General features: G+C 68.5%; 23 protein-coding genes. 13 read left to right on the top strand and 10 right to left on the bottom strand.

Annotated elements, in window-relative coordinates; genetic code table 11:
* Window positions 1-40: 40 nt before the first annotated feature.
* Together ASG60_RS02465 and ASG60_RS02460 are read left to right on the top strand one after the other, a co-directional pair.
* Window positions 41-2,383: an Orn/Lys/Arg decarboxylase N-terminal domain-containing protein gene (locus ASG60_RS02465; RefSeq protein ID WP_056263300.1), complete on the top strand. Its 2,343-nt coding sequence runs from the start codon at window positions 41-43 to the stop codon at window positions 2,381-2,383.
* Complete coding sequence (locus ASG60_RS02460) at window positions 2,383-2,988, top strand: GNAT family N-acetyltransferase (RefSeq protein WP_056303055.1); 606 nt, start codon at window positions 2,383-2,385, stop codon at window positions 2,986-2,988. The genes ASG60_RS02465 and ASG60_RS02460 overlap by 1 nt, the downstream gene beginning before the upstream one ends.
* A gap of 16 nt (window positions 2,989-3,004) precedes the next feature.
* Here ASG60_RS02460 and ASG60_RS02455 read toward each other — a convergent pair whose 3' ends face one another.
* The 3 genes from ASG60_RS02455 to ASG60_RS02445 all read right to left on the bottom strand — a co-directional run bounded on the left by ASG60_RS02455 (window position 3,005) and on the right by ASG60_RS02445 (window position 4,698).
* Window positions 3,005-3,820: a metallophosphoesterase gene (locus ASG60_RS02455; protein ID WP_056384151.1), complete on the bottom strand. Its 816-nt coding sequence runs from the start codon at window positions 3,818-3,820 to the stop codon at window positions 3,005-3,007.
* 7 nt (window positions 3,821-3,827) lie between these two features.
* Window positions 3,828-4,043, bottom strand: coding sequence for a hypothetical protein (locus ASG60_RS02450; protein WP_056166264.1), 216 nt, complete (start codon window positions 4,041-4,043; stop codon window positions 3,828-3,830).
* 85 nt (window positions 4,044-4,128) lie between these two features.
* Window positions 4,129-4,698 carry a helix-hairpin-helix domain-containing protein gene (locus ASG60_RS02445; protein ID WP_056384150.1) on the bottom strand — a complete coding sequence of 190 codons (570 nt, stop codon included), beginning with the start codon at window positions 4,696-4,698 and terminating at the stop codon, window positions 4,129-4,131.
* Between the two features lie 235 nt (window positions 4,699-4,933).
* On the opposite strand from ASG60_RS02445, the gene ASG60_RS02440 reads away from it, so the two are divergent.
* Window positions 4,934-6,814 carry an ABC transporter ATP-binding protein gene (locus ASG60_RS02440; RefSeq protein WP_056384149.1) on the top strand — a complete coding sequence of 627 codons (1,881 nt, stop codon included), beginning with the start codon at window positions 4,934-4,936 and terminating at the stop codon, window positions 6,812-6,814.
* Window positions 6,815-6,832: 18 nt separating this feature from the next.
* Here ASG60_RS02440 and ASG60_RS02435 read toward each other — a convergent pair whose 3' ends face one another.
* Both ASG60_RS02435 and ASG60_RS02430 read right to left on the bottom strand, forming a co-directional pair.
* On the bottom strand, window positions 6,833-7,282 hold the full coding sequence (locus ASG60_RS02435) for a response regulator (RefSeq protein WP_056166270.1): 450 nt from the start codon (window positions 7,280-7,282) through the stop codon (window positions 6,833-6,835).
* Window positions 7,279-8,772 carry a histidine kinase dimerization/phosphoacceptor domain -containing protein gene (locus ASG60_RS02430; protein WP_277996224.1) on the bottom strand — a complete coding sequence of 498 codons (1,494 nt, stop codon included), beginning with the start codon at window positions 8,770-8,772 and terminating at the stop codon, window positions 7,279-7,281. The genes ASG60_RS02435 and ASG60_RS02430 overlap by 4 nt, the downstream gene beginning before the upstream one ends.
* Before the next feature lie 53 nt (window positions 8,773-8,825).
* On the opposite strand from ASG60_RS02430, the gene ASG60_RS02425 reads away from it, so the two are divergent.
* On the top strand, window positions 8,826-10,010 hold the full coding sequence (locus tag ASG60_RS02425; RefSeq protein WP_056384148.1) for a patatin-like phospholipase family protein: 1,185 nt from the start codon (window positions 8,826-8,828) through the stop codon (window positions 10,008-10,010).
* A 179-nt stretch (window positions 10,011-10,189) separates the two neighbouring features.
* Window positions 10,190-11,815 carry an ABC-F family ATP-binding cassette domain-containing protein gene (locus tag ASG60_RS02420; RefSeq protein ID WP_056384147.1) on the top strand — a complete coding sequence of 542 codons (1,626 nt, stop codon included), beginning with the start codon at window positions 10,190-10,192 and terminating at the stop codon, window positions 11,813-11,815.
* Between the two features lie 194 nt (window positions 11,816-12,009).
* Here ASG60_RS02420 and ASG60_RS02415 read toward each other — a convergent pair whose 3' ends face one another.
* Window positions 12,010-12,138, bottom strand: a complete 129-nt coding sequence (locus ASG60_RS02415) for a hypothetical protein (RefSeq protein ID WP_056087800.1) — start codon at window positions 12,136-12,138, stop codon at window positions 12,010-12,012.
* A gap of 144 nt (window positions 12,139-12,282) precedes the next feature.
* Here ASG60_RS02415 and ASG60_RS02410 point away from each other — a divergent pair, with 144 nt between their 5' ends.
* Complete coding sequence (locus tag ASG60_RS02410) at window positions 12,283-13,533, top strand: nucleoside transporter C-terminal domain-containing protein (RefSeq protein WP_056384146.1); 1,251 nt, start codon at window positions 12,283-12,285, stop codon at window positions 13,531-13,533.
* A 79-nt stretch (window positions 13,534-13,612) separates the two neighbouring features.
* Here the strand turns inward: ASG60_RS02410 and minE are convergent, their stop codons facing one another.
* The 4 genes from minE to minC (ASG60_RS02390) all read right to left on the bottom strand — a co-directional run bounded on the left by minE (window position 13,613) and on the right by minC (ASG60_RS02390) (window position 16,247).
* Window positions 13,613-13,879 carry a cell division topological specificity factor MinE gene (gene minE / locus ASG60_RS02405; RefSeq protein WP_056087796.1) on the bottom strand — a complete coding sequence of 89 codons (267 nt, stop codon included), beginning with the start codon at window positions 13,877-13,879 and terminating at the stop codon, window positions 13,613-13,615.
* Window positions 13,876-14,691, bottom strand: a complete 816-nt coding sequence (gene minD, locus ASG60_RS02400) for a septum site-determining protein MinD (RefSeq protein ID WP_056166289.1) — start codon at window positions 14,689-14,691, stop codon at window positions 13,876-13,878. Before minD ends, minE begins: the two co-directional genes overlap by 4 nt.
* A 14-nt stretch (window positions 14,692-14,705) precedes the next feature.
* A complete protein-coding gene (gene minC, locus ASG60_RS02395) occupies window positions 14,706-15,407 on the bottom strand; it encodes a septum site-determining protein MinC (RefSeq protein ID WP_056263311.1) in 702 nt (233 codons plus the stop codon).
* Window positions 15,408-15,587: 180 nt separating this feature from the next.
* Window positions 15,588-16,247, bottom strand: a complete 660-nt coding sequence (gene minC / locus ASG60_RS02390; protein WP_056166294.1) for a septum site-determining protein MinC — start codon at window positions 16,245-16,247, stop codon at window positions 15,588-15,590.
* A 454-nt stretch (window positions 16,248-16,701) separates the two neighbouring features.
* Between minC (ASG60_RS02390) and ASG60_RS02385 the strand changes: the two genes are divergently transcribed.
* The 7 genes from ASG60_RS02385 to ASG60_RS21725 all read left to right on the top strand — a co-directional run bounded on the left by ASG60_RS02385 (window position 16,702) and on the right by ASG60_RS21725 (window position 24,667).
* Window positions 16,702-17,037 carry a hypothetical protein gene (locus ASG60_RS02385; RefSeq protein ID WP_056384145.1) on the top strand — a complete coding sequence of 112 codons (336 nt, stop codon included), beginning with the start codon at window positions 16,702-16,704 and terminating at the stop codon, window positions 17,035-17,037.
* Window positions 17,034-18,554, top strand: a complete 1,521-nt coding sequence (locus ASG60_RS02380) for a PepSY-associated TM helix domain-containing protein (RefSeq protein WP_056384144.1) — start codon at window positions 17,034-17,036, stop codon at window positions 18,552-18,554. The genes ASG60_RS02385 and ASG60_RS02380 overlap by 4 nt, the downstream gene beginning before the upstream one ends.
* Window positions 18,551-18,889 (top strand): DUF3325 domain-containing protein, encoded by a 339-nt coding sequence (locus ASG60_RS02375; RefSeq protein WP_056166302.1) that lies wholly within the window; start codon window positions 18,551-18,553, stop codon window positions 18,887-18,889. Before ASG60_RS02380 ends, ASG60_RS02375 begins: the two co-directional genes overlap by 4 nt.
* 82 nt (window positions 18,890-18,971) lie before the next feature.
* Window positions 18,972-20,264: an ArgE/DapE family deacylase gene (locus ASG60_RS02370; RefSeq protein WP_056384143.1), complete on the top strand. Its 1,293-nt coding sequence runs from the start codon at window positions 18,972-18,974 to the stop codon at window positions 20,262-20,264.
* A 114-nt stretch (window positions 20,265-20,378) separates the two neighbouring features.
* Window positions 20,379-21,818 (top strand): hypothetical protein, encoded by a 1,440-nt coding sequence (locus tag ASG60_RS02365; RefSeq protein WP_244476552.1) that lies wholly within the window; start codon window positions 20,379-20,381, stop codon window positions 21,816-21,818.
* Window positions 21,819-22,004: 186 nt separating this feature from the next.
* The gene (gene typA / locus ASG60_RS02360; RefSeq protein WP_056384141.1) at window positions 22,005-23,825 is read left to right on the top strand and encodes a translational GTPase TypA; all 1,821 of its coding nucleotides are present in this window, start codon (window positions 22,005-22,007) and stop codon (window positions 23,823-23,825) included.
* Window positions 23,826-23,950: 125 nt separating this feature from the next.
* The gene (locus ASG60_RS21725) at window positions 23,951-24,667 is read left to right on the top strand and encodes a response regulator (protein ID WP_082531577.1); all 717 of its coding nucleotides are present in this window, start codon (window positions 23,951-23,953) and stop codon (window positions 24,665-24,667) included.
* Window positions 24,668-24,673: the final 6 nt, after the last annotated feature.

Raw genomic sequence — 24,673 nt, 5'->3', positions numbered from 1 at the left:
GCGAACGGTGCGCGCCAAACACCACGGAGCCTTTTCCCGCATGGACTTCTTCCGCCGCTTCACCGTGCTGATGTGCGCGCCGAACTTCGATCCGGACGATCTCGAGGGCGTGCGCGTCCAGCAAATCCTCACCTCCATCGAGAAGCTCGGCTTCGAGGTGGTGCGGGCGCGGCGCGTCGAAGATGCGGCCATCGCGGTCCAGACCGACGCCGCCATCGGCTGCATGGTGGTGGATTGGGGCAAGCGCGGGCTGGACGGCAAGGCGGCGGCGCTCATCAACCTCATGCGGAAACGCGGGCTGGAAATGCCCATCGTGATCATGGTCCGCCGCAAGCGTCTGGAAGACATCCCCGTCGAGGTGCTGGACTTCATCGACGGCTACATCTTCCTTGCCGAAGAAACCCCCGAATACATCGCCCGCGGCCTCGTCAGCCGGGTGAAGCAATACGCCGAGACCCTGAAGACGCCGTTCTTCGGCGCCCTGGTCGACTACGCCGAGCAGGGAAATCAGCTCTGGACCTGTCCCGGCCACAACGGCGGCATCTTCTACAACCGCTCGCCCATCGGCCGCATCTTCGTCGAGCACCTCGGCGAGGCGATCTTTCGCGACGACCTCGACAATTCCGTCCTCGATCTCGGCGACCTCCTCGTCCACGAGGGGCCCGCCCTGAAGGCGCAGAAGGAAGCCGCCGTCATCTTCGGGGCGGAGAAGACCTACTTCGTCCTCAATGGCACCTCGGCCTCGAACAAGATCGTGCTGTCGGCCCTGGTGGCGGAGGGCGACCTCGTGCTGTTCGACCGCAACAACCACAAGGCCGCGCATCACGGCGCCCTGTTCCTCGGCGGCGCCGTACCGGTGTTCCTCGAGACCGATCGCAACTGCTTCGGGTTGATCGGCCCCATGTACGCCGAGGCCCTGGACGAGACGGCGATCCGCGAAAAGATCCGCACCAATCCCCTGGTGAAGGACCCCGACGCGTGGAAGCGCGAGCGCCCGTTCCGCGTGGCGGTGGTCGAGCAATGCACCTACGACGGCACGATCTACAATGCGCAGATGATCCTCGATAAGATCGGGCACCTCTGCGACTACATCCTGTTCGACGAGGCCTGGGCGGGCTTCATGAAGTTCCACCCGCTCTTCGCCGGGCGCTTCGCCATGGGCCTGAAGGGGCTGGACGAGACCTCGCCGGGCATCATCGCCACGCAATCGACCCACAAGCAGCTGGCGAGCTTCTCCCAGGCCTCGCAGATCCACACCAAGGACAGCCACATCCGCGGCCAGACCCGCCGCATCGAGCACCGGCGCTTCAACGAGACCTTCCTCGTCCACGCCTCGACCTCGCCGTTCTATCCCCTGTTCGCCTCCCTCGATGTGGGCGCGCAGATGATGAAGGGCCGCTCCGGCGTCGTCCTCTGGGACGACACCATTCGGCTCGGCATCGAGTGGCGCAAGAAGGTCCGGGCCATCCGCCGCGAGTTCGAGGAGAAGGAGGGCGATCCCCTCCGCCGCTGGTTCTTCGACCCCTTCGTGCCCGACACCGTGAAGGGCCCGGATGGCAAGGTGCCGTGGGAGAGCATCTCCACGGACGAACTCGCCAGCAACGCCAAGTACTGGGAATTGACTCCGGGCGCGGCCTGGCACGGCTTCACGCACGTGGTGCCCGATTATGCCATGACCGACCCGAACAAGCTCACGGTGCTCACCCCGGGCTTCGACCGGCGTACAGGTGAATACGCCGAGCACGGCGTGCCCGCGCCCATCGTCGCTCAGTACCTGCGTGAGAACCGCATCGTGCCGGAGAAGAACGACCTCAACTCGCTGCTCTTCCTGCTGACGCCGGGCGTCGAATCCTCCAAGGCCGGCACGCTGATCTCGGGCCTCGTCGCCTTCAAGCGCCTGCACGACGACAACGTGCCGCTCGAAGAGGCGATGCCCGAGTTCGTCCGGCGCCGGCCCAACCGCTACAAGGGCGTGCGCCTGCGCGATCTCTGCGCCGATTTCCACGCCTTCCACCGTGAGGCCGGCACCAGCGCCCTCCAGCGCAAGCAGTTCGAGCCGGGGCACCTGCCCGAGATGGTGATGACGCCCAAGGAAGCGGTGCAGCAGCTCACCCGCAACAACGTCGATTACGTGCCCATCGCGGAGGCGGAAGGGCGCGTGGCGACGACCTTGCTTCTGGTCTACCCGCCGGGCATCGGCACGGTGCTGCCGGGCGAGCGATTGGACGAGCGGGCGAAACCCATGCTGGACTATTTCAAGATGTTCGAGCGCTCCGCGAACCTGTTCCCCGGGTTCGAGGCCGAGATCCAGGGCGTGTTCCGCAACGTGGATCCGGACGGCACCATCCGGTTCCACACGTATGTCATGCGCGAGACCCGCTGATGCCGGCGCTGGCCGGCGACCCCGACCTCGTCATCCGACCCTCGTCGGATGCCGACGTGGCGGACATGGTGGACATCTACGCCCACCACATCCGGCGCGGGGTCGGCGATGTCGGCGATTTCGAGGAGGATCCGCTCCATCCGGACGACCTCAAGAAGCGCCGCAAGGCCATGCGCAAGAAGCGCCTGCCGCACCTCGTCGCCGACCGCGACGGGGTGGTGGCCGGCTACGCCTACGCGGTGCCGTTCCGCAAGCGGCCGGCCTACCGCTACACCCTCAAGCACTCGATCTACGTCCACCACGAGCACCTGCACGCCGGCATCGGCCGGCGCCTGCTGCCGGCCCTCATCGAGGCCTGCGCGGCCGGCGGCTACCGCCAGATGATCGGCTACATCGACGCGAAGAACGAGGCCTCGTTGCGCCTGCACGAAGCCTGCGGGTTCGTGCGCGTCGGGCTGCTGCCGGCGGTGGGCTACAAGTACGGCCGCTGGAGCGACAGCGTCATGGTACAGTGCGCCCTGGGCTCCGGCGCGACCGACCAGCCCGGCACCTGGACGCGTCCCGTCGAGGCGGTGGTGGCCGGCCACGACTGGATCGGCAAATAGCCGGTCACCGAGGAACCTACTCGGCGTCCCGCCAACCGCTGCCATGCCACAGCCGCACGGTCACGGTGGCGGCGCCGTCCGCGATCACGATGCGGTTGTAGGCGTTGGGTTCGGAGCCGCGCAGGCGGGTCGAGGTGGCCGAACCCGCTTGGACCGCGAGCAGATGCCCGCGTCGGCCCCGCATGACGCCCCGGTCCACCGTGTCGTTCGCAGCACCCGAGGCGTCGGCTTCGGCGAACCGGGCGTAGTGCCGGTGGAGGTGGCCGGCCAGGGTCAGTCCGACGCCCTGGCGCCGGAACGCGGCGAGCGCCAGGTCGGCGCGGCCGACGAGGCGGGCTTCCTCGTCCCAGGGCGGCGGCATGAACGGGTGATGTCCCACCACGATCCGGAACACGTGCGCCGGCATGGCGGCGAGCCGCGCCTCGGCCTGCACGATCTGGCGCCGCCGGATCTTGCCCTGCGACCAGTCGGCCTCGGGCGCCCAGGTCCGCACTGTGTTGAGGCAGACGATGCCGATCTCGTCGTCGAGATGGGTCGGCTCTGTGCTGGGCGCGATGTAGCGGCGGTAGCGCGCGAACGGCCGGAGGAAGCGCTGCACGAGGTGGAACGGCGAGATGTCGTGGTTGCCCGGCACGGCGATCCACGGCGCGTCGAGGCGTGCCAGGAAGGCCCGGGCCGCCGCGTACTCCACCTTGCGCGCACGCATGGTGAAATCCCCCGACGCGATGACGAGGTCGGGACGATCGCGGTTGAGTTCTGTGATGAGCCTCTCGACCACGGCCGGGTTCGTTCGGCCGAAATGCAGGTCCGAGATGTGGGCGAGGCGCCGCAACGCCGGTTTATTGCTGGGCGCGGTTGATGATCGCCTGGAGCGCGCGGGCCACGGGCTCGGTGACGGTCTTGCGGTACTTGCGGTGAACCAGCTGGCCGTTGTGGTAGATGTCGTGCTCCACGTAGAGCTTCTCGCCGTCCCAGCGGACGATGTTGTCCGTCTCGGTGGTCTCCTCGACGCCGAGATCCTCGCGGAAGGTCACGCCACCGGCTTGCGCAAACATGGTCGGTCCTGGGCTCGATACGGCTGGCGTCGCCGCGGTGTCAGTGTAGGCACCCGCCGCGCCCGACGCTACCCGTCCCGCATCCTCAACGCACCGTGACCTGATCCTTGATCCGCTCGTAGGTCGCCCGGCTCAGGACGCGCTTCGACAGGAGCTGATCGACGGACGCGTAGGGCCGCTTCTGCACGATGGAGCGGCCGATCATGCCTCCGCCCTTGAGCCCGTTGAGCTCGGCGACGCTCGCGGTGTTGAGATCGGCGATGGCCATGGCGCGCGGGCCGGCATTGTCGGACGCGCTGGCGACCTCCCCTTCGCCCGCGGCGATCGAGGGCTCGAACGTCAGGGGGGCGGATGGGGCGGATCTGGCGGGCACGGACGGCGTCGGGGGCGTGGGCGTCGGTGCGAGGGAAGGGGGCATCGGAGCGGCGGATGCGACAGGGGCCTGCGGTATCGGCTGGACCGGCGCCGGGGGGGCTGCCGGAACGGGCGCAGGGTCGGCACGGCGCACGGTGCGCGGTGGATCCACCGGCACGGCCGCGGGCCCCGGATCGGGGTCGACGGTCGCGGGCGACCAGTAGCGCTGGACGATTCCAGCCAGCCCGGCCGCCACGATCAGGAGGACCACGACCCGCAGGAAGGCTGAACCGCTGAGCATTCGGTGGCGGCCTCGGATACGAGAAACGATCCCTCGTTTATCATGGGTTACAGGTCGATGCCCCGGCGCGGACGCGACGGGCGGCAATCTCCTGTCGATAAAAGCCCCTTTTGCCACCCGTCCGATCGCACGGGGATCGTCCGATCCCTCAAGGCACCGGCGCCACGGCCTGCGACAGCCCGGCACCGCCGGCCGGGATCGACGCGTGGGCCCGGCCCCGCCATGGTCCGCGCCGATGCCAGCACCCCGTCCCGACCCCGCTCCCTCCACCGCGCCGCCGGACGGTGCCCTCGCCGAGCGCTTCGGCGCCCTGCGCCATCTGCCGGCCCTCGCCCGCCTCGTCTACGCCGCGAGCCCGCGCCTGCTGCCGGCGAGCCTCGCCCTGCGGCTCGCCCGGGCGAGCCTGCCCGTGTCGATGCTCTACGTGGCGAAACTCATCCTCGACGCCATCGTGGCCGAACATGCCCGACCGCACCCGATCGGCCTCGGCATCGACGCCTGGATGGCCGATCCGGCCTTGAGGCACCTCGCCGGACTCGTCGTCCTCGAATTCGGACTGGCGATCCTGTCCGATCTTCTGGGCCGTGCCAGCACCCTCGTCGACGGCCTGGTCGCCGATCGCTACGGCAACGCCGCCAGCCTCCGGCTCATGCGCCACGCCGCCGACCTCGATCTCGCCCAGTTCGAGGATGCGGCCCAGCAGGACCGCCTGGAGCGGGCGCGCCGGCAGGTCACCGGCCGCTCGAACCTGCTGTTCCAGCTCTTCGGCCAGGGCCAGGACCTCATCACCCTCGCGGCCTTCGCCATCGGGTTGGCGGCCTATGCGCCCTGGCTCATCCTCCTCGTGGCCCTGGCCCTGGTGCCGGCCTTCCTCAACGAGACGTACTTCAACCGCCAGGGCTACCGCCTCGCCTGGACACGCACGCCGGAGCGGCGACAGATCGATTACCTGAGGACGCTGGGTGCCAGCGTCGAGTCGGCCAAGGAAGTGAAGCTGTTCGGCCTCAACGGCTACATCGCCGAGCGTTACGGTGCCCTCGCGGAAAAGCTCATCGCCGACAACCGGGACCTGGCCCTGCGCCGCGCCGCCTGGGGCGGCGGCTTCGCGGCCCTCGGCAGTCTCGCCTATTACGCAGCCTATGCCACCCTGGTCTGGCGTACGGCGGCCGGACAGTTCTCCATCGGGGATCTCGCGTTCCTGGCCGGATCGTTCCAGCGCCTGCGCTCCCTCATCGAGGGCCTGCTGCAGGGGGTCTCGCAGATCGCTTCCGGGGCACAGTACCTCGACGACCTGTTCGCGTTCTTCGCCTTCGTGCCGTCCGTCCGCTCGCCGGCCTCGCCGATTCCACTCCCGAACCGTATGGTCGAGGGAATCGTCTTCGAGGATGTGGGCTTCCGCTATCCGGGCACGGATGTCTGGGCGGTGCGCCACCTCGGGTTCCATCTTCGCGCCGGCGAGGTCCTGGCGCTCGTCGGCGAGAACGGCGCCGGCAAGACGACCATCGTCAAGCTGCTGACCCGGCTCTACGACCCGACCGAGGGCCGGGTTCTCCTCGATGGACGCCCTCTCCCGGACTACGATCTCGACGCGCTGCGCGCCCGCATCGGCGTGATCTTCCAGGATTTCGTGCGCTTCAACCTCACCGCCGGCCAGAACGTCGCGGTGGGCCGGATCGAGGCACGCGCCGACGAGGCGCGCATCGCCCGTGCGGCGCGGCGCAGTCTGGCCGACGCCGTGATCGCACGCCTGCCGCTGGCCTACGACCAGCCGCTCGGCAAGCTGTTCGCCGAAGGCGTCGACCTCTCCGGCGGCCAGTGGCAGAAGATCGCGCTCAGCCGCGCCTACATGCGCGAGGCCGAGATCCTCATCCTCGACGAGCCCACGGCAGCCCTCGACGCACGGGCCGAGTTCGAGGTGTTCCAGCGTTTTCGCGACCTCAGCCACGGGCGCACGGCGGTGATCATTTCCCACCGCTTCTCCACGGTCCGCATGGCCGACCGCATCCTGGTTCTGGATGGTGGCCGGGTCCTCGAAGCCGGCACCCATGCCGAGCTGCAGGCCACGGGCGGCCGATACGCCGAACTGTTCGAGCTGCAGGCGGCCGGCTATCGCTGACGCCGTCCCGCGCCCGCGTCAGTCCCGCAGGCTGTCCATCTGCGCCCGGTAGTCCGGGGCCAGGTTCAGGCCCAGGGGCGCGTCCATGGTGGGTGGCGGATTGCGCACGCAGGCCTCCAGATACGCGATGGTATCGAGGATCACCGCTTCGCTGAAGGGTTTGGCGATCACACCGACCGCTCCCTCGAAATCCTCGGAGAAGCGCCGGGCGTTGGCGGTGACGAACACGAGCATGGCATCGGATTCGTCCCGCAGGGTCCGGACGATATCGAGGCCGGACGAGCCCCCGCGCAATTGCAGATCGACGAACACGATGTCGGGCTGGGTTTCGCGCGCCAGGCGGATCGCGCCCTGTGCCGTGTCGGCGGTCCCGACGACCGCGTGACCGCAATCCTCGAGGAGAAATTCGAGCTGCATCGCGACGAGGGCTTCGTCTTCCGCGATCAGGACCCGAAGGGGTTCGCTCACGCTGTCTCCCTGCTGGTGGCGGTCTCGAGCGGCAGGCGGATGTCGATCCAAGTTCCGGGCCGCGCTCCGGTATTGGCAGGCTGCCAAGCGATACTCGCGTTCAACTGACGTGCCAAGCTTTCGATGAGGCGTTTGCCGAAGGAACGATTGCCCAGGACTTCGCGCGGCATCCCGACCCCGTCGTCGGAGATCCCGACGATGAAATGATCGCCGTCGGGTTTCACCACGATGGACAGCAAGCCCTGCGCTTCGCCCGGAAAAGCGTGCTTCAGGGCGTTGGTGATGAGCTCGTTCATGATCAGGGCGATGGGGGGCGCCTTCTCGACCGGGACCTCAACCGCTTCGAGGTCGAAATGCAGGCCGATGCCGGCCCGGCCCGAACCGCGGACGAGATCGGAGGCGAGCTCGCGGGCGAATTCGGCAACATCGAAGCGACGCACGTCCTGTGATTGGTACAGCCGCTTGTGGACCGTCCCGAGGGCTTCGATCCGGGTCAGCATCGTCTTCATCGCCTCGCGCGCCGCCGGATCGACGATGGCACGGGTTTGCATGGTCAGGAGCGAGGCGATCATCTGAAGATTGTTCTTCACGCGGTGGTCGACCTCGTGGACCAGCATGGTCTTCGCCGCCAGCGCCTCGGTCAGATCCTGTGTCCGCTTGCCGACCTCGCGCTCGAAATGTTCCTTCTCGTGCTGGATGCGCTTCTGGGCATCGACGCGTTCGGTGATGTCGAGCTGCGAGGCGAAGAAGTAGAGCAGTTCGCCCGCCTCGTTGATGACCGGGCTCATGTAAAGGGCGTTCCAGAACGTCGTCCCGTCCTTGCGGTAGTTCAGGATGTCGATGGAGATGTCGCGCCGCGCATCGACGGCCTCGCGGATCTGGCGAACGGCGTTGGGATCGGTGTCGGCGCCCTGCAGGAATCGGCAGTTGGTGCCCATGATTTCGTCTCGGCGATAACCCGAGAGCCTGAGGAAGGCGTCGTTGACGAACACGATGGGATTGTCGCCCCGGCGCGGATCGGTGACGATCATCGCCATGCGCGTCGCGCGAATGGCGGCGGCGAAGGGATCGCCCTTGCCGTGCTCGACCATCAGGTCGTCCGTGAGGTGCCAGGCGTCGTCCCGTTCCATCGTCCTGCCTTCTGCTGGAGGCCCGGGACCCCCGGGCGATCCTGTTCGTGCCGCTCGTTCTCGCTGTGCACCCGCTTGGTGTCCCCGCTTGCCGAAAGTCCCGGCGCGCGGAGCCGCAGGGTTTGCGCCTCGGGCGATGGCGCCGAACGGGTTTTCGTGACGGGTTTTCGTGGAGGCGCCAGTCCGATCCGGTTCGTAACCGTGACCGTGCACCGCTTTAAATTCGGGACGCGGGTGAAAGTTCAATCCGTCCAGTAACCTGAAGCGGCGACCACGCCTCAGGCCGCCGGCGACCGGATGTGTCCCCGATACCACGCCTCGACGGAGAAGCGAGACGGGCCGGAACACCCCAACGGCCAAGCTGGTTCTCGTGCTACGTAGATCCGGTGGGATCGGGCGGTTAGGAAATATCGATGTCTCGTCGTCTCGGGTGGTCGCGCGGCGTCTTCGCCCTTCTCCTTGCCGGTCAGCTCGGCGCCTGCGGCTCCACGCCCCGCGTTTCCTACACGGCGAGCGAGGCCGCCGCCGCCACGGTGCCGGGCATGGACCTGTCCGTGCGCGCCTACGCGGACGCGTCCGAGACGACCTTCACGGAGATGGCCGCCCGGCCCGAGAACAAGAAGGTGCCGTTCGCCTATCTCGCCCTGTCGGGCGGCGGTGGCGACGGGGCCTACGGCGCCGGAATTCTCAACGGCTGGACGGAATCCGGCAAGCGCCCGGAATTCTCCCTCGTCTCGGGTGTCTCCACCGGAGCGCTCATTGCACCCTTCGCCTTCGTCGGCCCCGAATACGACGCGGTCCTCAAGGATATCTACACGAGCGGCGTCGCCTCCACCCTGGTTCAGTCGCCGAGCGTCGCCAATGTTCTGTTCGGCTCTGGTCTGTTCGGCGATGGGCGCCTGCGCGACCTCGTCCGCCGTTACGTGACGCCGGACCTGCTCGCCGCCATCGCCACCCAGCACGCCAAGGGCCGCCGCCTCCTCGTGGTGACCACCAACCTTGATTCCCAGCGCGCCGTGATCTGGAACATGGGCGCCATCGCGACCAATGGCGGACCCACCGCCCTGGACCTGTTCTCGGACGTGCTCACGGCCTCCGCCAGCATCCCGGCGGTGTTCCCGCCCCAGCTCCTCGACGTGCAGGCGGAGGGCCGTGCGTTCCAGGAAATGCATGTGGACGGCTCGGTGGTGACGCCGGTGTTCACCCTGCCGCAATCGTTCCTGCTGCGCGACGGGCGCTTCAAGGCCGGCGCGAAATCCGACATCTACGTGATCATCAACGGTCGTCTGGAGCCGGAATTCGACCTCGCGCAGAACAACACCCTGTCCATCGTCGAGCGCTCGTTCACCACGGCGAGCCGTGCCCGCAGCCGGGCCACCATGGCCACGACCTACGCCTTCACCCGGTCCAACGGCATCGGCTTCAACCTCACCTACATCGACGAATCGGCGCCCAACACCACCGCGGCCCGGGGCTTCGACACGGGCTACATGCGCAGCCTCTACGAGAGCGGCTTCCAGGCCGGGCGCACCGGCACGTTCTGGCGCAAGAACGTGCCGACCGCGCCCCTGCTGAAGACCGTCGCGGAAGCCCGCTGAGGCGGCACCACGCATCACGAGGGCCACCCCTGTTGGGGTCGGCCCGGGTCTCCGGAGCCGAGAACGAGGGCCACCCCTGCGGGGGTGGGTCTCGTGTCTCATGCTGCAATGCGATAGGAAGTCGGTTCCCCGTGGGTCGCTCGTGAGCCCGCGCCCCCTCGGCGAACCGTGACCTCCGCATGATCCAGATCGAAGACCTCACCTTCAGCGCCTGGGGCCGGCGCTTTTTCGACCGCGCGAGTGTCGCGGTGCCGCCAGGGTCCAAGGTCGGGCTCGTCGGTCGCAACGGGGTCGGCAAATCGACCCTGTTCAAGATCATCCTCGGCGAGTTCCAGCCCGACGGCGGCGCGATCCTGCTGCCGAAGACCGCCCGTGTGGCGAGCGTCGACCAGGAGCACCCGGCGACGCCCATCAGCCTCATCGACACGATCCTCGCCGCCGACACGGAGCGCGAGGCCCTGAACGCCGAGCTCGAGACCGCCGAGCCCGAGCGCATGGGCGAGATCTACGGCCGCCTCATCGAGATCGACGCCGACCGGGCGCCCGCGCGCGCCGGCGAGATCCTGGCCGGCCTCGGCTTCTCCGTGGCCGACCTCGAACGCCCCATGGCCGAGTTCTCCGGCGGCTGGCGCATGCGGGTGGCCCTCGCCGCCGCGCTCTTCGCCGAGCCGGACATGTTGCTCCTCGACGAGCCGACCAACTACCTCGATCTCGAAGGTGCCCTGTGGCTGGAGGCGCGGCTGAAGCGCTATCCGCACTCGGCGCTCATCATCAGCCACGACCGCGAACTCTTGAACAATTCCGTCGACGCGATCCTGCACGTGGCGGGCGAGAAACTCGAACTCTACACCGGAGGCTACGACGACTTCGAGAAGCGCCGGGCGGAGAAGGCCCGCCTCCAGGCCTCGACCAAGGTGAAGCAGGAGGCCGAGCGCGCCCACCTGCAGAGCTTCGTCGATCGCTTCAAGGCCTCCGCCTCCAAGGCCGCACAGGCCCAGTCGCGGATGAAGCGACTGGCCAAGATGGAGCCCATCGCCACCACCATCGAGGAGCACGTGGCCCCGTTCCACCTGCCGTCGCCGAAGCGGCCCCTGGCGCCGCCCCTCATGCACCTCACCGGCGCCAGCATCGGCTACGGCGACGACGCGCCGATCCTGCGCGACCTCAACCTAACCCTCGACGTCGACGACCGCATCGGGTTGCTCGGCGTCAACGGGGCGGGCAAATCCACCTTCGCCAAGATGGCGGCCGGTGCCTTGTCCGTCCGCGACGGCCGGATGGTGCGCGAGGGGCGCGTGCAGGTCGGCTGGTTCCACCAGCACCAGATCGAGGCCCTCGATCCGAAGGACACGCCGCTCGCCATCATCCGCCGCGAGCGACCCGACGACAGCGAATCCGCCCGCCGCGCCAAGCTGGCGAGCTTCGGGCTTCCCTTCGACAAGCAGGAGACCACCGTGGACGCCCTGTCGGGCGGCGAGCGGGCGCGCCTGCTCCTGAACCTCGTGGCCATGCAGGCGCCGCACCTGCTCATCCTCGACGAGCCGACCAACCACCTCGACATCGACAGCCGCCGGGCGCTCCTCGATGCGCTCAACGATTACGGCGGGGCGGTGATCCTCATCACCCACGATCGCTCGCTGATGGAGCTCGTGGCGGACCGCCTGTGGCTGGCGGCGGACAACACCGTGACGCCGTTCGCCGGGGATATGGACGACTACGCGAAGTTCGTTCTCGACCGCACCCGCGCGGGCCAGCGCGCGCCGGGGCAGGGGCGGGAGAAGAAGGGCAAGCGTCGGGCGGCGTGAAACTGACGCTTCTTCGACCTCGAACTTCATCCTGAGGTGCCGCGAAGCGGCCTCGAAGGAGGACTCCAAGGAACGCGGCGCCTTCTGAAACCCTTCTTCGAGGCCTCCGCTTCGCTCCAATGCATCAGGATGAGGAGGCGGGAGGGGAACACTGAAACGCCGCCATCCCGAGGGACGGCGGCGCTTTGAAATTCCTACTTGCGCAGCAGCTTGGTGACGAGGCGTCCGATCGGGCTGCTCGACTCGTAGTTGCGCTCGTCGCGCACCACGGGGCGGTCCTCGTTGCCGAGGATCTTGGTGACGAGGCGTCCGATGAGGCTCATGGCTGGCTCCGGGTGTCGAGGGGAGCGCCGGCAATAACGGCGCAGCTTGACCCATCAACACGCAGGTCCCGATACCTGTTCCCATGGGGCGCGCGCCGTGACGGCATCGGCCTTGCTGGCGAAGGCCGAAACACGCGAGGCCGGATGACCGACAAGCTGCTCCACGCCGGCGCGAGCCTGGCCTTTCTCCTCGCCGTCGGGATCCTGTTCTCGACCGACCGCCGGGCGATCCGCCCCCGGGTGGTGCTCTCGGCCCTCGCCCTTCAGGTGACGCTCGGGGCCCTCGTGCTGTTCGTGCCCTGGGGACGGGCCGGGCTCGCGGCGGCGGCCGGCTTCGTCCAGACCGTGCTCGGCTATGGCGACCGCGGCACCGCGTTCCTGTTCGGCGGCCTCGTCGAACCCAGGATGTTCGAACTGTTCGGCGGCAGCGGCTTCATCCTCGCCTTACGCATCCTACCGCAGATCCTCTACGTCTCCGCCCTCATCGCGGTCCTGTACCATTTCGGCGTGATGCAGGCGGCGGCCCGTGCCGTCGGGTCGGTGCTGCGGCGCGTGCTCGGCACCTCGCCCATCGAGACGTTCTCGGCCGTCATCACCATCGCCATCGGCCAGAGCGAGATCGCCATCGCGCTGCGACCCTTCCTCATGGCGCTGACCTCGGCCGAACTCTTCGCCGTGATGTCGAGCGGGGCGGCCTCGACCGCCGGTACCATCCTGGCCGGCTACGCGGCGCTCGGCGTACCCATGGAGTACCTCTTGGCGGCGAGCGTCATGGCGATTCCGGGCGGCCTGCTCTACGCCAAGATCCTGGTGCCGACGACGGAGCCGACCCACATCGTCTCCACCCACGTCACCTTCGGCGAGACCCGGGCCGTCAACGTCATCGAGGCGGCGGCCGACGGCACCCAGAAGGGGCTGGGGGTGGCCGTGTCCGTGGGGGCGATGCTCATCGCGTTCACGGGCCTCATCGCCCTGCTGAACGGCTTCGCCGGCTGGGCCGGCGGCGTGTTCGGATGGCCCGGCCTCAGCCTGGAAGGCGTGCTCGGCGCCGCCTTCGCGCCCCTGGCCTGGCTTATGGGGGTGCCCTGGAGCGAGGCCGGCTTCGTCGGAGGTGCGCTCGGCCAGAAGATCGCCTTCAACGAGTTCCTGGCCTACGCCCGGATCTCGCCCGTCCTCAAGGACGGCAGCCTCGATCCCCGCACGGGCGTGATCCTGTGCTTTGCCCTGTGCGGGTTCGCCAACCTCACCTCGGTGGCGATCCAACTCGCGAGCCTGTCGAGCCTGGCGCCCGAGCGTCGTCCCGAGATCGCCCGGTTCGGCCTGCGGGCGATCCTGGCCGGGACCCTGTCCAACCTCACGAGCGCGGCCCTGGCGGGCCTGTTCATCGGAGGGTGAAACGCGAAATTTCCGTCTGAAATGCGAAGCGCGCGCGGAGGGCTGCACCCCGCGCGCGCTTCGAATTGTCGAGCCTGGCTCAAGCCGCCTTGCGGGCCACCAGGGGGACGGGCAGTTCGATGTCGACGCCGAGGGTCGAGACGTCCTTGCCCCGGTCCAGGCGGATCTGGACCTTGTCCTGTTCGACGATGACGTGCTTGGCGATCACCGCGAGGATCTCCTCGCGAAGAATCATCACGAGGTCGGAGCCGCCGGCATTCCCGCGCTCATGCGCGAGGATGAGCTGCAGGCGGTCCCGCGCCACCGGCGCGGACCCCCGCCGGTTGAACATCTTGCGAAGGCTCATGCCGCCCTCCGGGTGAACAGCTTGTTGAGAAGGGACTTCTTGTCCGACGGGATCGCCATCGGCACCGTATCGCCCTTGAGGCGGCGGACCGCGTCGATGTAGGCCCGCGACGGGGCGCAGAGCGGGTTGTTGAGGGTCACCGGGCAGCCGACGTTGGAGGCGCGCAGGACTTCCATGCTCTCGGGGATGATGGCCAGCAGCGGGATCGAGAGGATCTCGAGCACGTCGTCGATCTTGAGCATGTCGCCCCGGTCGGCCCGGGCGGCGTCGTAGCGGGTGAGGATGAGGTGCTTCTCCATGGTCTCGCCGCGCTCGGCCTTGAGGGTCTTCGAATCCAGGAGCCCGATGATCCGGTCCGAATCGCGCACCGAGGAGACTTCCGGATTGGTCACCACCACGGCGAGATCGGCGTGGCGCATGGCCAGCGTCGCGCCGCGCTCGATGCCGGCAGGCGAATCGCAGATCACCCAGTCGAACTTTTCGCGCAGCTCGTTCATGACGCGGGCGACGCCCTCGTCCGTGAGCGCGTCCTTGTCGCGGGTCTGCGAGGCGGGCAGCAGGGAGAGGTTCTCCAGGCGCTTGTCGCGGATGAGGGCCTGGTTGAGCTTGGCGTCGCCGTTGACCACGTTGATGAGGTCGTAGACCACGCGGCGCTCGGCGCCCATCACGAGGTCGAGGTTGCGCAGGCCGACGTCGAAATCGACCACCGCCACGCTCTGGCCCGCCTGCGCGAGCGCCGCACCGAGGGCCGCCGTCGTCGTCGTCTTGCCGACGCCGCCCTTGCCTGATGTCACGACCAGAATCTTGGCCATACGAGCTGTCTCCCTCAATCCAAGGATGCGAATTTGATGGCGCCGCCATCGAGCCAGATCTGCACGGCCTGGCCGCGCAGGTGGGTGCCCATGTCCTCGGCCGTGCGGACGAGGCGGTCGATGCCGAGGAGTTCGGGCTCGAACTTGCGGCAGCAGATGCGGGCGCGGGGGTTGCGGGCGGCGCCGGCGATGGCGCGCCCCCGCAGGGCGCCGTAGACGTGGATGGACCCGCCGGCGAGGATCTCGGCCCCCGAGGAGACCGAGCCCATCACGGTGACGTCACCGGTGGGGTGGACGATGGACTGGCCCGACCGCACGGACCCTTCGATGGTCAGCGAAGTCGTGGCCGGCTCCGGAGGCGCCGGCGGCTCCTCCGGCACGGTCGGGATCTCGACGGTCGAGACCCCGCGGCCCGCGCCGAGCCAGGGCGGGCGCCCCGGACCGACGAGGGGAAGTTCCGAGCCCTCGATGCCGAGGATGCGGATGCGGCGGCTGCCGAGATCGGCGAGCAGCCGGTCGAGGCCGGGGGCGTCCGGCGCGAGTGCCGCGACGTCGAGGATCAGGGCGCGCCCGTCGAACAGCGTCGGCGAGCGCTTCAGGGCCTCGTCCAGATCGGCGAACCAATCGGGAAGCGGCAGCTCCGGGGCCAGGACGAGCGCCTTGAAGGCACGGCCACGAAGCTCAACGGATCGGCGGGGAGTGGGGGCGCTGGTCACGGCGTCTCGCGATTCCTTACCAGACCATTGATGCCCGGTATGGTTACCGCTTCGTTAACGAGCCGTGTTCAAAGGATTAAAGATTGCCCCTGTCCCGGGATACCGTGATCCCCGGAGCACAGGACGGGCCCGGTGAAGGAAACAGGCTGGGCCGAAGCGGGGCGCCGGGCCGAGGCTCGCTCAGTCGAGCGCCGCCACCTTGATGGTGTCGCCCTCGAGCCGCACCTGCGCAGGCAGGCCGCGCTGGACGGGCCCGAGGTCGTCGGCCGTGCGGTAGAGGCCGTCGATGGCGATGAGTTCGGGCTCGAACTTGCGGCAGGTGATGCGCGCCTCCGGGTTCCCCGCCGCCCCCGCGATGGCCCGCCCCCGCAGGGCGCCGTAGACGTGAAGCGAGCCGCCCGCGATGATCTCGGCGCCGGACGCCACGGAGCCCATCACGGTGATGTCGCCGTCGAGATGCAGCACCGTCTGGCCGGAGCGCACGGGCGCGTCGAGGATCAGGGAGCGGGCCGGCGCCGGTGACGAGGCCACCGACATCCGGGCCTCGGGCGCCTCGGCCTCCGGAGCCGCAACTTCCTCCACGGGGCGTCCGCCGGCCAGGGGCGGCGGCAGGCCGTCGCCGAGGAGACCGTGCGCCGCGCCCTCGATGCCCATCACGGTGACGTTGCGGCCGGAGAGGTCCGCCACGAGGGCCCGCAATCCCTCCCGGTCGAGGCCGGCGCCCGAAATTTCGAGGATCACCGGCCGCCCGACGAAGAAGGCCGGCGAGCGCCGGGCGAGGGCGTCGAGTTCTTCCAGCCATTCGGCCACCGGCGGCACCGGCGCGAGGACGAGGGCCATGAACGAACGGCCGCGAAAGCGGATCGGGGGGCGGGCGGGGTTCGACGGACTGACAGCGGAACTTGCGGACACGACATCTCTCTTCCGAGGGGAGGGGCCGCGGCCCGTTGTGAACGGAAGCCCCGAAATGGTTCTTGGCCGGCGGAGTGGTTCTCGGCCGACATGTTAACCCGGAGCGAGTCTCCGAGTGGACCTCCATTCGGACCGTCAACACGATTTGAAACGGCTTATTCCACGGCTGCGCTCTCGGTCAGAAGGAGGGCTGCGGGAGGTTTCGACAAGGACACCGATATTCAGCAAAGCAACTTTGGAATGGTTCCATAACATACTGATTGCCCGCGTAAGTGGGAGATCGGTATAGCGGAGCGCATCCAATCTGAGACGGCGGTGCGTAGCCTCGGGGCGATGGTCCCGGCCTTGCCGTCCGTGCGACCGCCGATCGAAAGTGCCGCCGATGCCGGACGAAACCGCCCTGCGAAACCCCGGTCGAGGCCTTGGCTGGCGTGTGCGTACCGCCGTCGCCGGCCGCGTCGTGCTCGCCACCTTCGGCGGTTACGCCATCGCGGCGCTGTCCACCGCGTTCCTGTCCCTCGTGCTCCCCATGGTCCGCTCCGAGGCCGTGGCGACGGCGACCCTGCTCAGCTTCGCCGTCATGGTCGGCGCCGTGGTCTGGGTGTTCGCCGCCCGGACCCTCGTCCGGGCCGCCCTCGGCCTCGCCATTCCGGGCATCCTGCTGGGCGGCGGCCTGTGGCTCGCCCTCGCCCTCGTGGATACGGCGTCGCCGGCATGAAGCAGGGGTTCCGCCAATCCATGGCGTGGCTGCACACCTGGGCCGGTCTCGTGACCGGCTGGGTGATGTTCGCCGTCTTCGTGACCGGCACGGCGACCTACTACCGGACCGACATCTCCCTGTGGATGCGCCCCGAGCTGCGGGCCGCCGCCGTCGAGCCGGGAATCGCGGCCGAGCGCGGCGCAGCCTACCTTAAGGTCCACGCGCCGAAGGCCGTGTCGTGGTTCGTGTCCGTGCCGCAGGAGGATCGGCCCCTCATCGGGGTGTACTGGCTCGACAGCTTCGAGGCGCCGATCCAGCAGGCGACCCTGGACGCCGAGACCGGCGCGCCGACCACGGCGCGGGCGACGCAGGGCGGCGATTTTCTCTACCGCTTCCACTACGAACTGCAGATGATGCCCGAGATCGGGCGCTGGATCGTCGGGGCCAGCGCCATGGTGCTGCTCGTCGCCCTGGTCTCCGGCATCGTCACCCACCGGCGGATCTTCGCGGACTTCTTCACCTTCCGGCGGGACCGATCGGCCCAGCGCGGCTGGCTCGACGCCCACAACGTCACGGGTGTGCTCGCCCTGCCGTTCCACCTCATGATCACCTACACGGGCATCGTCACCCTGGCGTTCACCCTCATGCCCTGGGGCGTCGCCTCCGCCTACAAGGGCGACGCCATGCGGTTCTTCGTGGAGACCGGGCAGACCCCGGCCTGGCGCGCCGCCGCCGGGCGCCCCGCCGAGGCCCTGCCCCTGGCACCCCTCATGGCGCGGGCGCAGGCGGAGGTGTCCGAACCCCTCGAAATGGTCATCGTCAACAATCCGGGCGACGCCGCCTCTACGGTGGCGGCTGTCTTCGAAGAGCCCAAGGGCCTCGCCCACCGCCACCCGCAGGTAGTGTTCGAGGCGGTCTCGGGCGCGGTGATCGCGCGCCTCGGGACCTTGAAGCCCGTCGCCCACGTCTTCACGAGTTTCCTCGGCCTGCACGAGGCGCATTTCGCCGGGCCCGCCCTGCGGGTGCTGTTCTTCCTGTGCGGCCTCATGGGTTCGGCCACCATCGCCACGGGCCTCGTCCTGTGGGCGGTGGCGCGAGCGCCGAAACCCGGCACCGCGCCGGACTTCGGCCTGCGCTTCGTGCGCGGCCTCAACCTCGGTACCATCCTGGGCCTACCCATCGGAATCGCGGCGTTCTTCCTCGCCAACCGGCTCCTGCCCGTGGCCCTGGAGGCGCGCGCTACCTGGGAGGGCGGGGTGTTTTTCGGTGCCTGGGGGCTCGCTGCCGTCGTCGGTCTCCTGCGCCCCCACGACCGGACCTGGCGTGAGATGGGCACGGCCGCCGCCCTCCTGTTCCTCGCGATCCCCCTCGTGAGCGCCCTCACCACGGACCGAGGCTTCGACTTCATCGGGTTCGACGCCGCGATGATCGCCATCGGCCTCGCCCTGGCCTGGGGCGCCCGCAAGGTCTCGCGGTATCGCGGTCCGGCCCGCACCCGCCCGGCCACCGCCCCCGAATCCCTGGCTCGCGCATGACCCCGTCCTCCGTCGCCCTCAATCTCGCCCTCAGCTTCGCGGGGCTCGCCGCCCTCTGCCTCGCCATGGACCGCCACCACCGGGCGATCTTCCACGGCGCCCCTTCGCGGGCACGGGCGCGGGCCCTGCGCTGGACCGGCTGGTGCGGGATCGCCGCCTCCTTCGCCGCCGCCGTGATCACGGCGGACTGGAATTTCGGACCGGTGCAGTGGATCGGGTCGCTCACGGGGGCGGCGCTGATCCTCGTCGGCCTGGTCTCGTACCGGCCGCGCTGGATCCGCCCGGCGGCCCTGGCCGCCCTGCCGCTCGCCGCCGCCGCGGCTTTCCTTACCTGAAGTGTCCTGCCTCACCTGAAGCGTCCTGCCTCGCCCGAGGCGCCGGGGCGTCCTATCGTCGGCCGATCCGACAGGAGTGCCGATGCCCCTCGACCCCGCCCTCACCGCGCGCATCGCCGCCTCCGTCGCGGCGGGATTCCCCGAGCAGGTCGCCCACACCCAGGCCCTGGTGAGGTTCGGGTCCGTCCGGGGCCATGAGGGCGCGATCCAGGATTTCGTGTTCGATGCCTATGCGGCGCGCGGCTACGCGCCGGAGCGCGTCGCCCTCGACGGACCGGCGCTGGCGGCCCATCCGGGCGCCGGACGGGTGACGGAGGCGCAGTCGCGCGCGCCCCTGGTGATCGCGACGCATCGGCCCCGCGACCCCGTCGGCCGCTCCCTCATCCTCCAGGCCCATGTCGACGTGGTGCCGACCGGCCCCGCCGATCTGTGGACTCACGCGCCGTTCGATCCGGTCATCGACGGCGACTGGCTGTACGGGCGCGGCGCCGCCGACATGAAGGCCGGTCACGCCGCCAACCTGTTCGCCCTCGATGCCCTGCGCCGCATCGGCCTCCAGCCCGCCGCACCGGTCATCCTGCAATCCGTGGTCGAGGAGGAATCCACCGGCAACGGCGCCCTGATGACCCACTTGGCGGGATACCGCGCCGACGCCGTGCTGATTCCCGAACCCGAGGACGAGAAGCTCGTGCGCGCCAATGTCGGCGTGCTGTGGTTCACCGTGGCGGTGCAGGGCCGCCCGACCCACGTGCGCGCGATGGGCGCCGGCGCCAACGCCATCGATGCCGCCTACCGGGTCGTCGGAGCCCTGCGCGCCCTGGAGGCACGCTGGAACGCCGACAAGGCTGGCCGGCCCCATTTCGACGGCGCGGCGGACGCCATCAACCTCAATGTCGGGCGGATCGAGGGGGGCGACTGGGCTTCCTCGGTGCCGGCCTGGTGCCGGATCGCCTGCCGCATCGGCCTGTATCCGGGCGTGGCGGCGGCGGACGCCGCCCGTGCCGTCGCGGACGCGGTGGCGGCGTTCGCCCGCACCGACTCGTTCCTCGCCGCCGCCCCGCCCGTCGTCACCTTCGACGGTTTCTTCGCCGAGGGCTACGTCCTCGAACCGGGCTCGGAGGCCGAGGCGGTGCTGGCCGCAGCGCACGCGGGTGCCACGGGCGAGCCGCTCCAAAGCTTCATGTCCCCGAGCTACCTCGATACCCGGGTCCACGCCCTCTACGACCGGGTGCCGGCCCTGTGCTACGGCCCCATCAGCCACGATATTCACGGCTGCGACGAGCGCGTGAGCCTCGCCTCCGTCCGGCGCGTCACCACGGCGATCGCGCTGTTCGTCGCCGAATGGTGCGGCGTCGAGGCGATTGCGGCGGACTGATCCGGCCGACCGCCGCCGGGTGACGGCCCCGTCCGCGACGCCATGTGGACGGGTGGGTCTGCGTCCGATCGGACCCCTTTTGCCGGTCCCGCGCGCACGCTACCACTCTCGCCCGTGACACAGTTCCGCTTCATCCCCCGTCTGGTACGCCGCGCGACGCGCTTGTTCCCTCTCGCCATCGGGCTCCTGCCCCTGGCGACGCCGGGTGCGGCCCAGGCCCCCGACCCGGCCTGCTTCCCCACCGCCGGGGGCGCCCTGGAGATCTGCCGGGGCGGCGAGGCCGAGGGCGTGTTCTTCGCGCCCCGGGCCTGCGAATCGGCCTCGAACGTGCAGATCGTCCGCACCGCCGGACGCACCGGGCGGCTTCAAGCCATCTACCAGGCCGAGGCGCCCATGGGTGGACGGCGCGGGGGCGAAACCTGCCCGGCGCGCCGCGTCGTCAGCCCCCTCGATGGCGGAGCCGTCCGGTCGGGCGCGATGCCCGAGCAACTCGCTACGGTCATGCCGCCGACGGAGGCGCGCCTGTGGGAACTGGCCCGCGTGGTTCGCCGCGAGCAGCGGAGCCGCCGGCGCGGACGCGAGCAGGCTCCGGTCATCGTCGAGGCGGCGCCCGAGGGGATCGCCGCGCGCCATCCCATGGTGGTGGCCGGACGCGATTGGAGCGGGGACGACTACTCCTACGTCTTCCTCCTCACCACCGTCCCGGGTCCGAGCGGAAATCGCCACGCCCTGATGCAGGCCCGCACCGCGGATTTCGAGCGCTTCGACATCCGTGGGCGAGCCGAGGACGGGGTCGCCTGGGTGCCGTTCACCCCGGAGGGCGGCAAGCGGCGCCGATCCCGGCGCGGCGGCGCCGCGCCCGCCCCCAGCGCCGTCCTCGACGAGACCGGCGCGCCCGTCGTCGGCCATTGCCCGGGCGAAGGGTTCGACCGGAACGACCTCGTCGGCTCCATCAGCGTGGTCGATCGGGTCTACCATTACTTCTACACCGACGTGCTGCCCACCGATTGCGACGCTCCCATCGCCCGGCGCCGCCTCGGCCTCTACCTGCGCACGAGCCGCGACCTGACGGCCGACCGGCCGTGGTCGTCGGCCCGCCTCGTCGCCGAGCCCCTGCCGGGCCAGGCCCTGGTGCGCGTGGCCAAGGCCAAGGGCATGGACCGATGGGCCGTGGCCTACAGCTGCAACCGGCCGGCCAACACCATGGACGGCCCGGTGGCGGATCTCTGCGTCCAGTACACGGCCGACCTCGCCATCGGATCGCTCGCCGGCCTGACGTGGTATTCCGAGCCCGTGGCGATCATGCGCTCCCCGGCCTATCTCGGCCTGCGTTCGGGCGGCGACGGCAGCGGCCGCTACGGACGAGCGCAGCATTTCTGGATGACCGACCGCTACGGCAACCTCGACACCCCGGGGAGCTATCCGGCGAAGGCCGGCTTCATCACCTGGCTCGACCGTCTCGCCCCGGGCTACGACGAACCGGGTCCGTCCTCGGTCTTCGGCCGGCCGGTCTACTGGGGCACGTGGTCCGTGCGGCCGGTGGAGGCGCGGTGAGCCTGCCCCGAGCCCGGCTCCGCGTCCGGCGGGGAGCCGCCATGCCCAGGCTCGGAGCTCCGCCCCCTTGCCGGAACGCCCGACACCTTCTATTGCGACGCGATAGCTCGATCCCGTGACCCGGCGCAGCCGGCCGCATTCCTGCGGCCCGTCGCGTGACGGGCTCTTCTCGCTTCCGGATACCCTATGAAGCTTCGCAACATCGCCATCATCGCCCACGTCGACCACGGCAAGACGACGCTCGTCGACAAGCTGCTGTCGCAGTCGGGCTCGTTCCGCGAGAACCAGCGCGTCGAAGAGCGCGCCATGGATTCCAACGACCTCGAGAAGGAGCGCGGCATCACGATCCTGGCCAAGGCGACCTCGGTCGTCTGGAAGGACACCCGCGTCAACGTCGTCGACACCCCCGGCCACGCCGACTTCGGCGGTGAGGTCGAGCGCATCCTCTCCATGGTCGATGGTGTGATCGTGCTGGTGGATGCCGCCGAAGGCCCGATGCCGCAGACCAAGTTCGTGGTCGGCAAGGCCCTCAAGATCGGCCTCAAGCCCATCGTGGCGATCAACAAGGTCGACCGCCCCGACGCCCGCATCACCGAGGTGGTGAACGAGGTGTTCGACCTCTTCGCGGCCCTCGACGCCACCGACGACCAGCTCGACTTCCCGATCCTGTACGGCTCGGGCCGCGCCGGCTGGATGGCGACCTCGCCCGACGGTTCGCAGGAGGACGGCCTCGCGCCCCTGTTCGACCTCGTGCTCGCCCACGTGCCCCAGGCCAAGGTCGAGGAAGGCGCGTTCCGGATGCTCGGCACCCTGCTCGAGGCCAACCCGTTCCTCGGCCGCATCATCACCGGCCGCATCGCGTCCGGCACGGTCAAGCCGAACCAGGCCATCAAGGTCATGGACCGCACGGGCAAGCTCGTGGAGACCGGCCGCGTCTCGAAGATCCTGGCGTTTCGCGGCCTTGAGCGTTCGCCCATCGAGATCGGTGAGGCGGGCGACATCGTCTCCATCGCGGGCCTCGTGAAGGGCACCGTCGCCGACACGTTCTGCGATCCGCAGGTCGAGACCCCGATCCAGGCCCAGCCGATCGATCCGCCCACCGTCACCATGTCCTTCATCGTCAACGATTCGCCCCTCGCCGGCACCGAGGGCGACAAGGTCACGAGCCGCATGATCCGCGACCGCCTGTTCAAGGAGGCCGAGGGCAACGTCACGCTCAAGATCGAGGAGGCCGAGGACAAGGATTCGTTCTACGTCTCGGGTCGCGGCGAATTGCAGCTCGCCATCCTCATCGAGACCATGCGCCGCGAGGGCTTCGAGATCGCCGTGTCGCGTCCCCGCGTGGTGCTGTCGAAGGACGAGGACGGCGGCGTGCTGGAGCCCGTCGAGGAGGTCGTGATCGACGTCGACGAGGAGTATTCCGGCGTCGTCGTGCAGAAGATGTCCGAGCGCAAGGCCGAGATGATCGAGATGCGGCCGTCGGGTGGTTCCCGCCTTCGCCTCGTGTTCCACGCACCCACCCGTGGCCTCATCGGCTACCAGGGCGAGCTCATGACCGACACGCGCGGCACCGCGATCATGAACCGCCTGTTCAAGGCCTACGAGCCCTACAAGGGCGAAATGATGGGCCGCCGCAACGGCGTGCTGATCTCCAACGACAAGGGCGAGGCCGTGGCTTACGCCATGTGGAACCTGGAGGATCGCGGCCCGATGATGATCGAGCCCGGCGCCAAGGTCTATCAGGGCATGATCATCGGCGAGCACAACCGCGAGAACGACCTCGAGGTGAACGTGCTCAAGGGCAAGAAGCTCACCAACATCCGCACCACCTCGAAGGACGAGGCCGTGCGCCTCACCCCGCCGATCCGCATGACCCTTGAGCGTTCGCTGGCCTGGATCCAGGACGACGAGTTGATGGAAGTCACGCCGAAGTCGATCCGCCTGCGCAAGACCTACCTCGACCCCAACGAGCGCAAGCGCTTCGAGCGGTCGGGCGGCGTCGCTTAAACCGTTTCTCACGGCATCAACGATCTCAAGGCCGGGCGGCAAGCCCGGCCTTTTTTGTTTGCGAGGATGCGAATTTCACTGTCATCAAAAGTTGTGCTGTGAAACAACGGCGACGTTAGGATTGTATGGGTGCAGCCTTGGAATCGCTTGCGAAACTGATTGAGTCGTTTGCACGCCTGATCGGCGTGCTCTCATGGCCAGCGATCATGCTGATTCTCATTTTCCAGTTTCGTGCGTCGATTCGTGATTTTATAAATAATATCGGTGAAGGTAGCTTCAAAGGTTTCGGATTCGAAGCATTTGCAAAGAGAAAATTCGAGGCTGTTGCTGCGATTGCTGCTGCGCAGGCGAAATCAGAATTCAGATCAAGTTCGACAGAGGCATCGAGTTCAGGTGCGCGAAATATTTCAGAGTCGGTCATCGACTCCGAGAAATTCATCACCGAGCGGACTCTGCGGGGGCTAGATAACAAGTTCATCTTATGGGTCGATGATAAGCCTGAGAACAATAATTATGAAAGAAAAGCGTTTCGTGCCTTGGGTGTTCGCATTTGGAGCGTGCGAAGCAACGCGGAAGCGATAAATCTTATAAAAGACGACAACAATTTCGACGTGATAGTATCTGACATGTCCCGTCCAGAGGGACAGTTGGCTGGTTATGATTTGATTTCCCAGCTTAGATCTATTGGATATATTACACCGATTATCATATATAGTGGTTCAAATACTCCTGAGCAAGCAAGTATGGCGCGAAGGAATGGTGCTTTCGGATCTACAGCAGATGCGGCCCGCCTTGTGGAGCTTGTTTCCGACGCCGTCAATTTCAGTTCGGCGCGTCGATAATTACCG

The sequence above is a fragment of the Methylobacterium sp. Leaf469 genome, from assembly GCF_001424745.1.
Lineage (GTDB): Bacteria > Pseudomonadota > Alphaproteobacteria > Rhizobiales > Beijerinckiaceae > Methylobacterium.
This window is presented reverse-complemented; position numbering and strand designations above follow the sequence as displayed.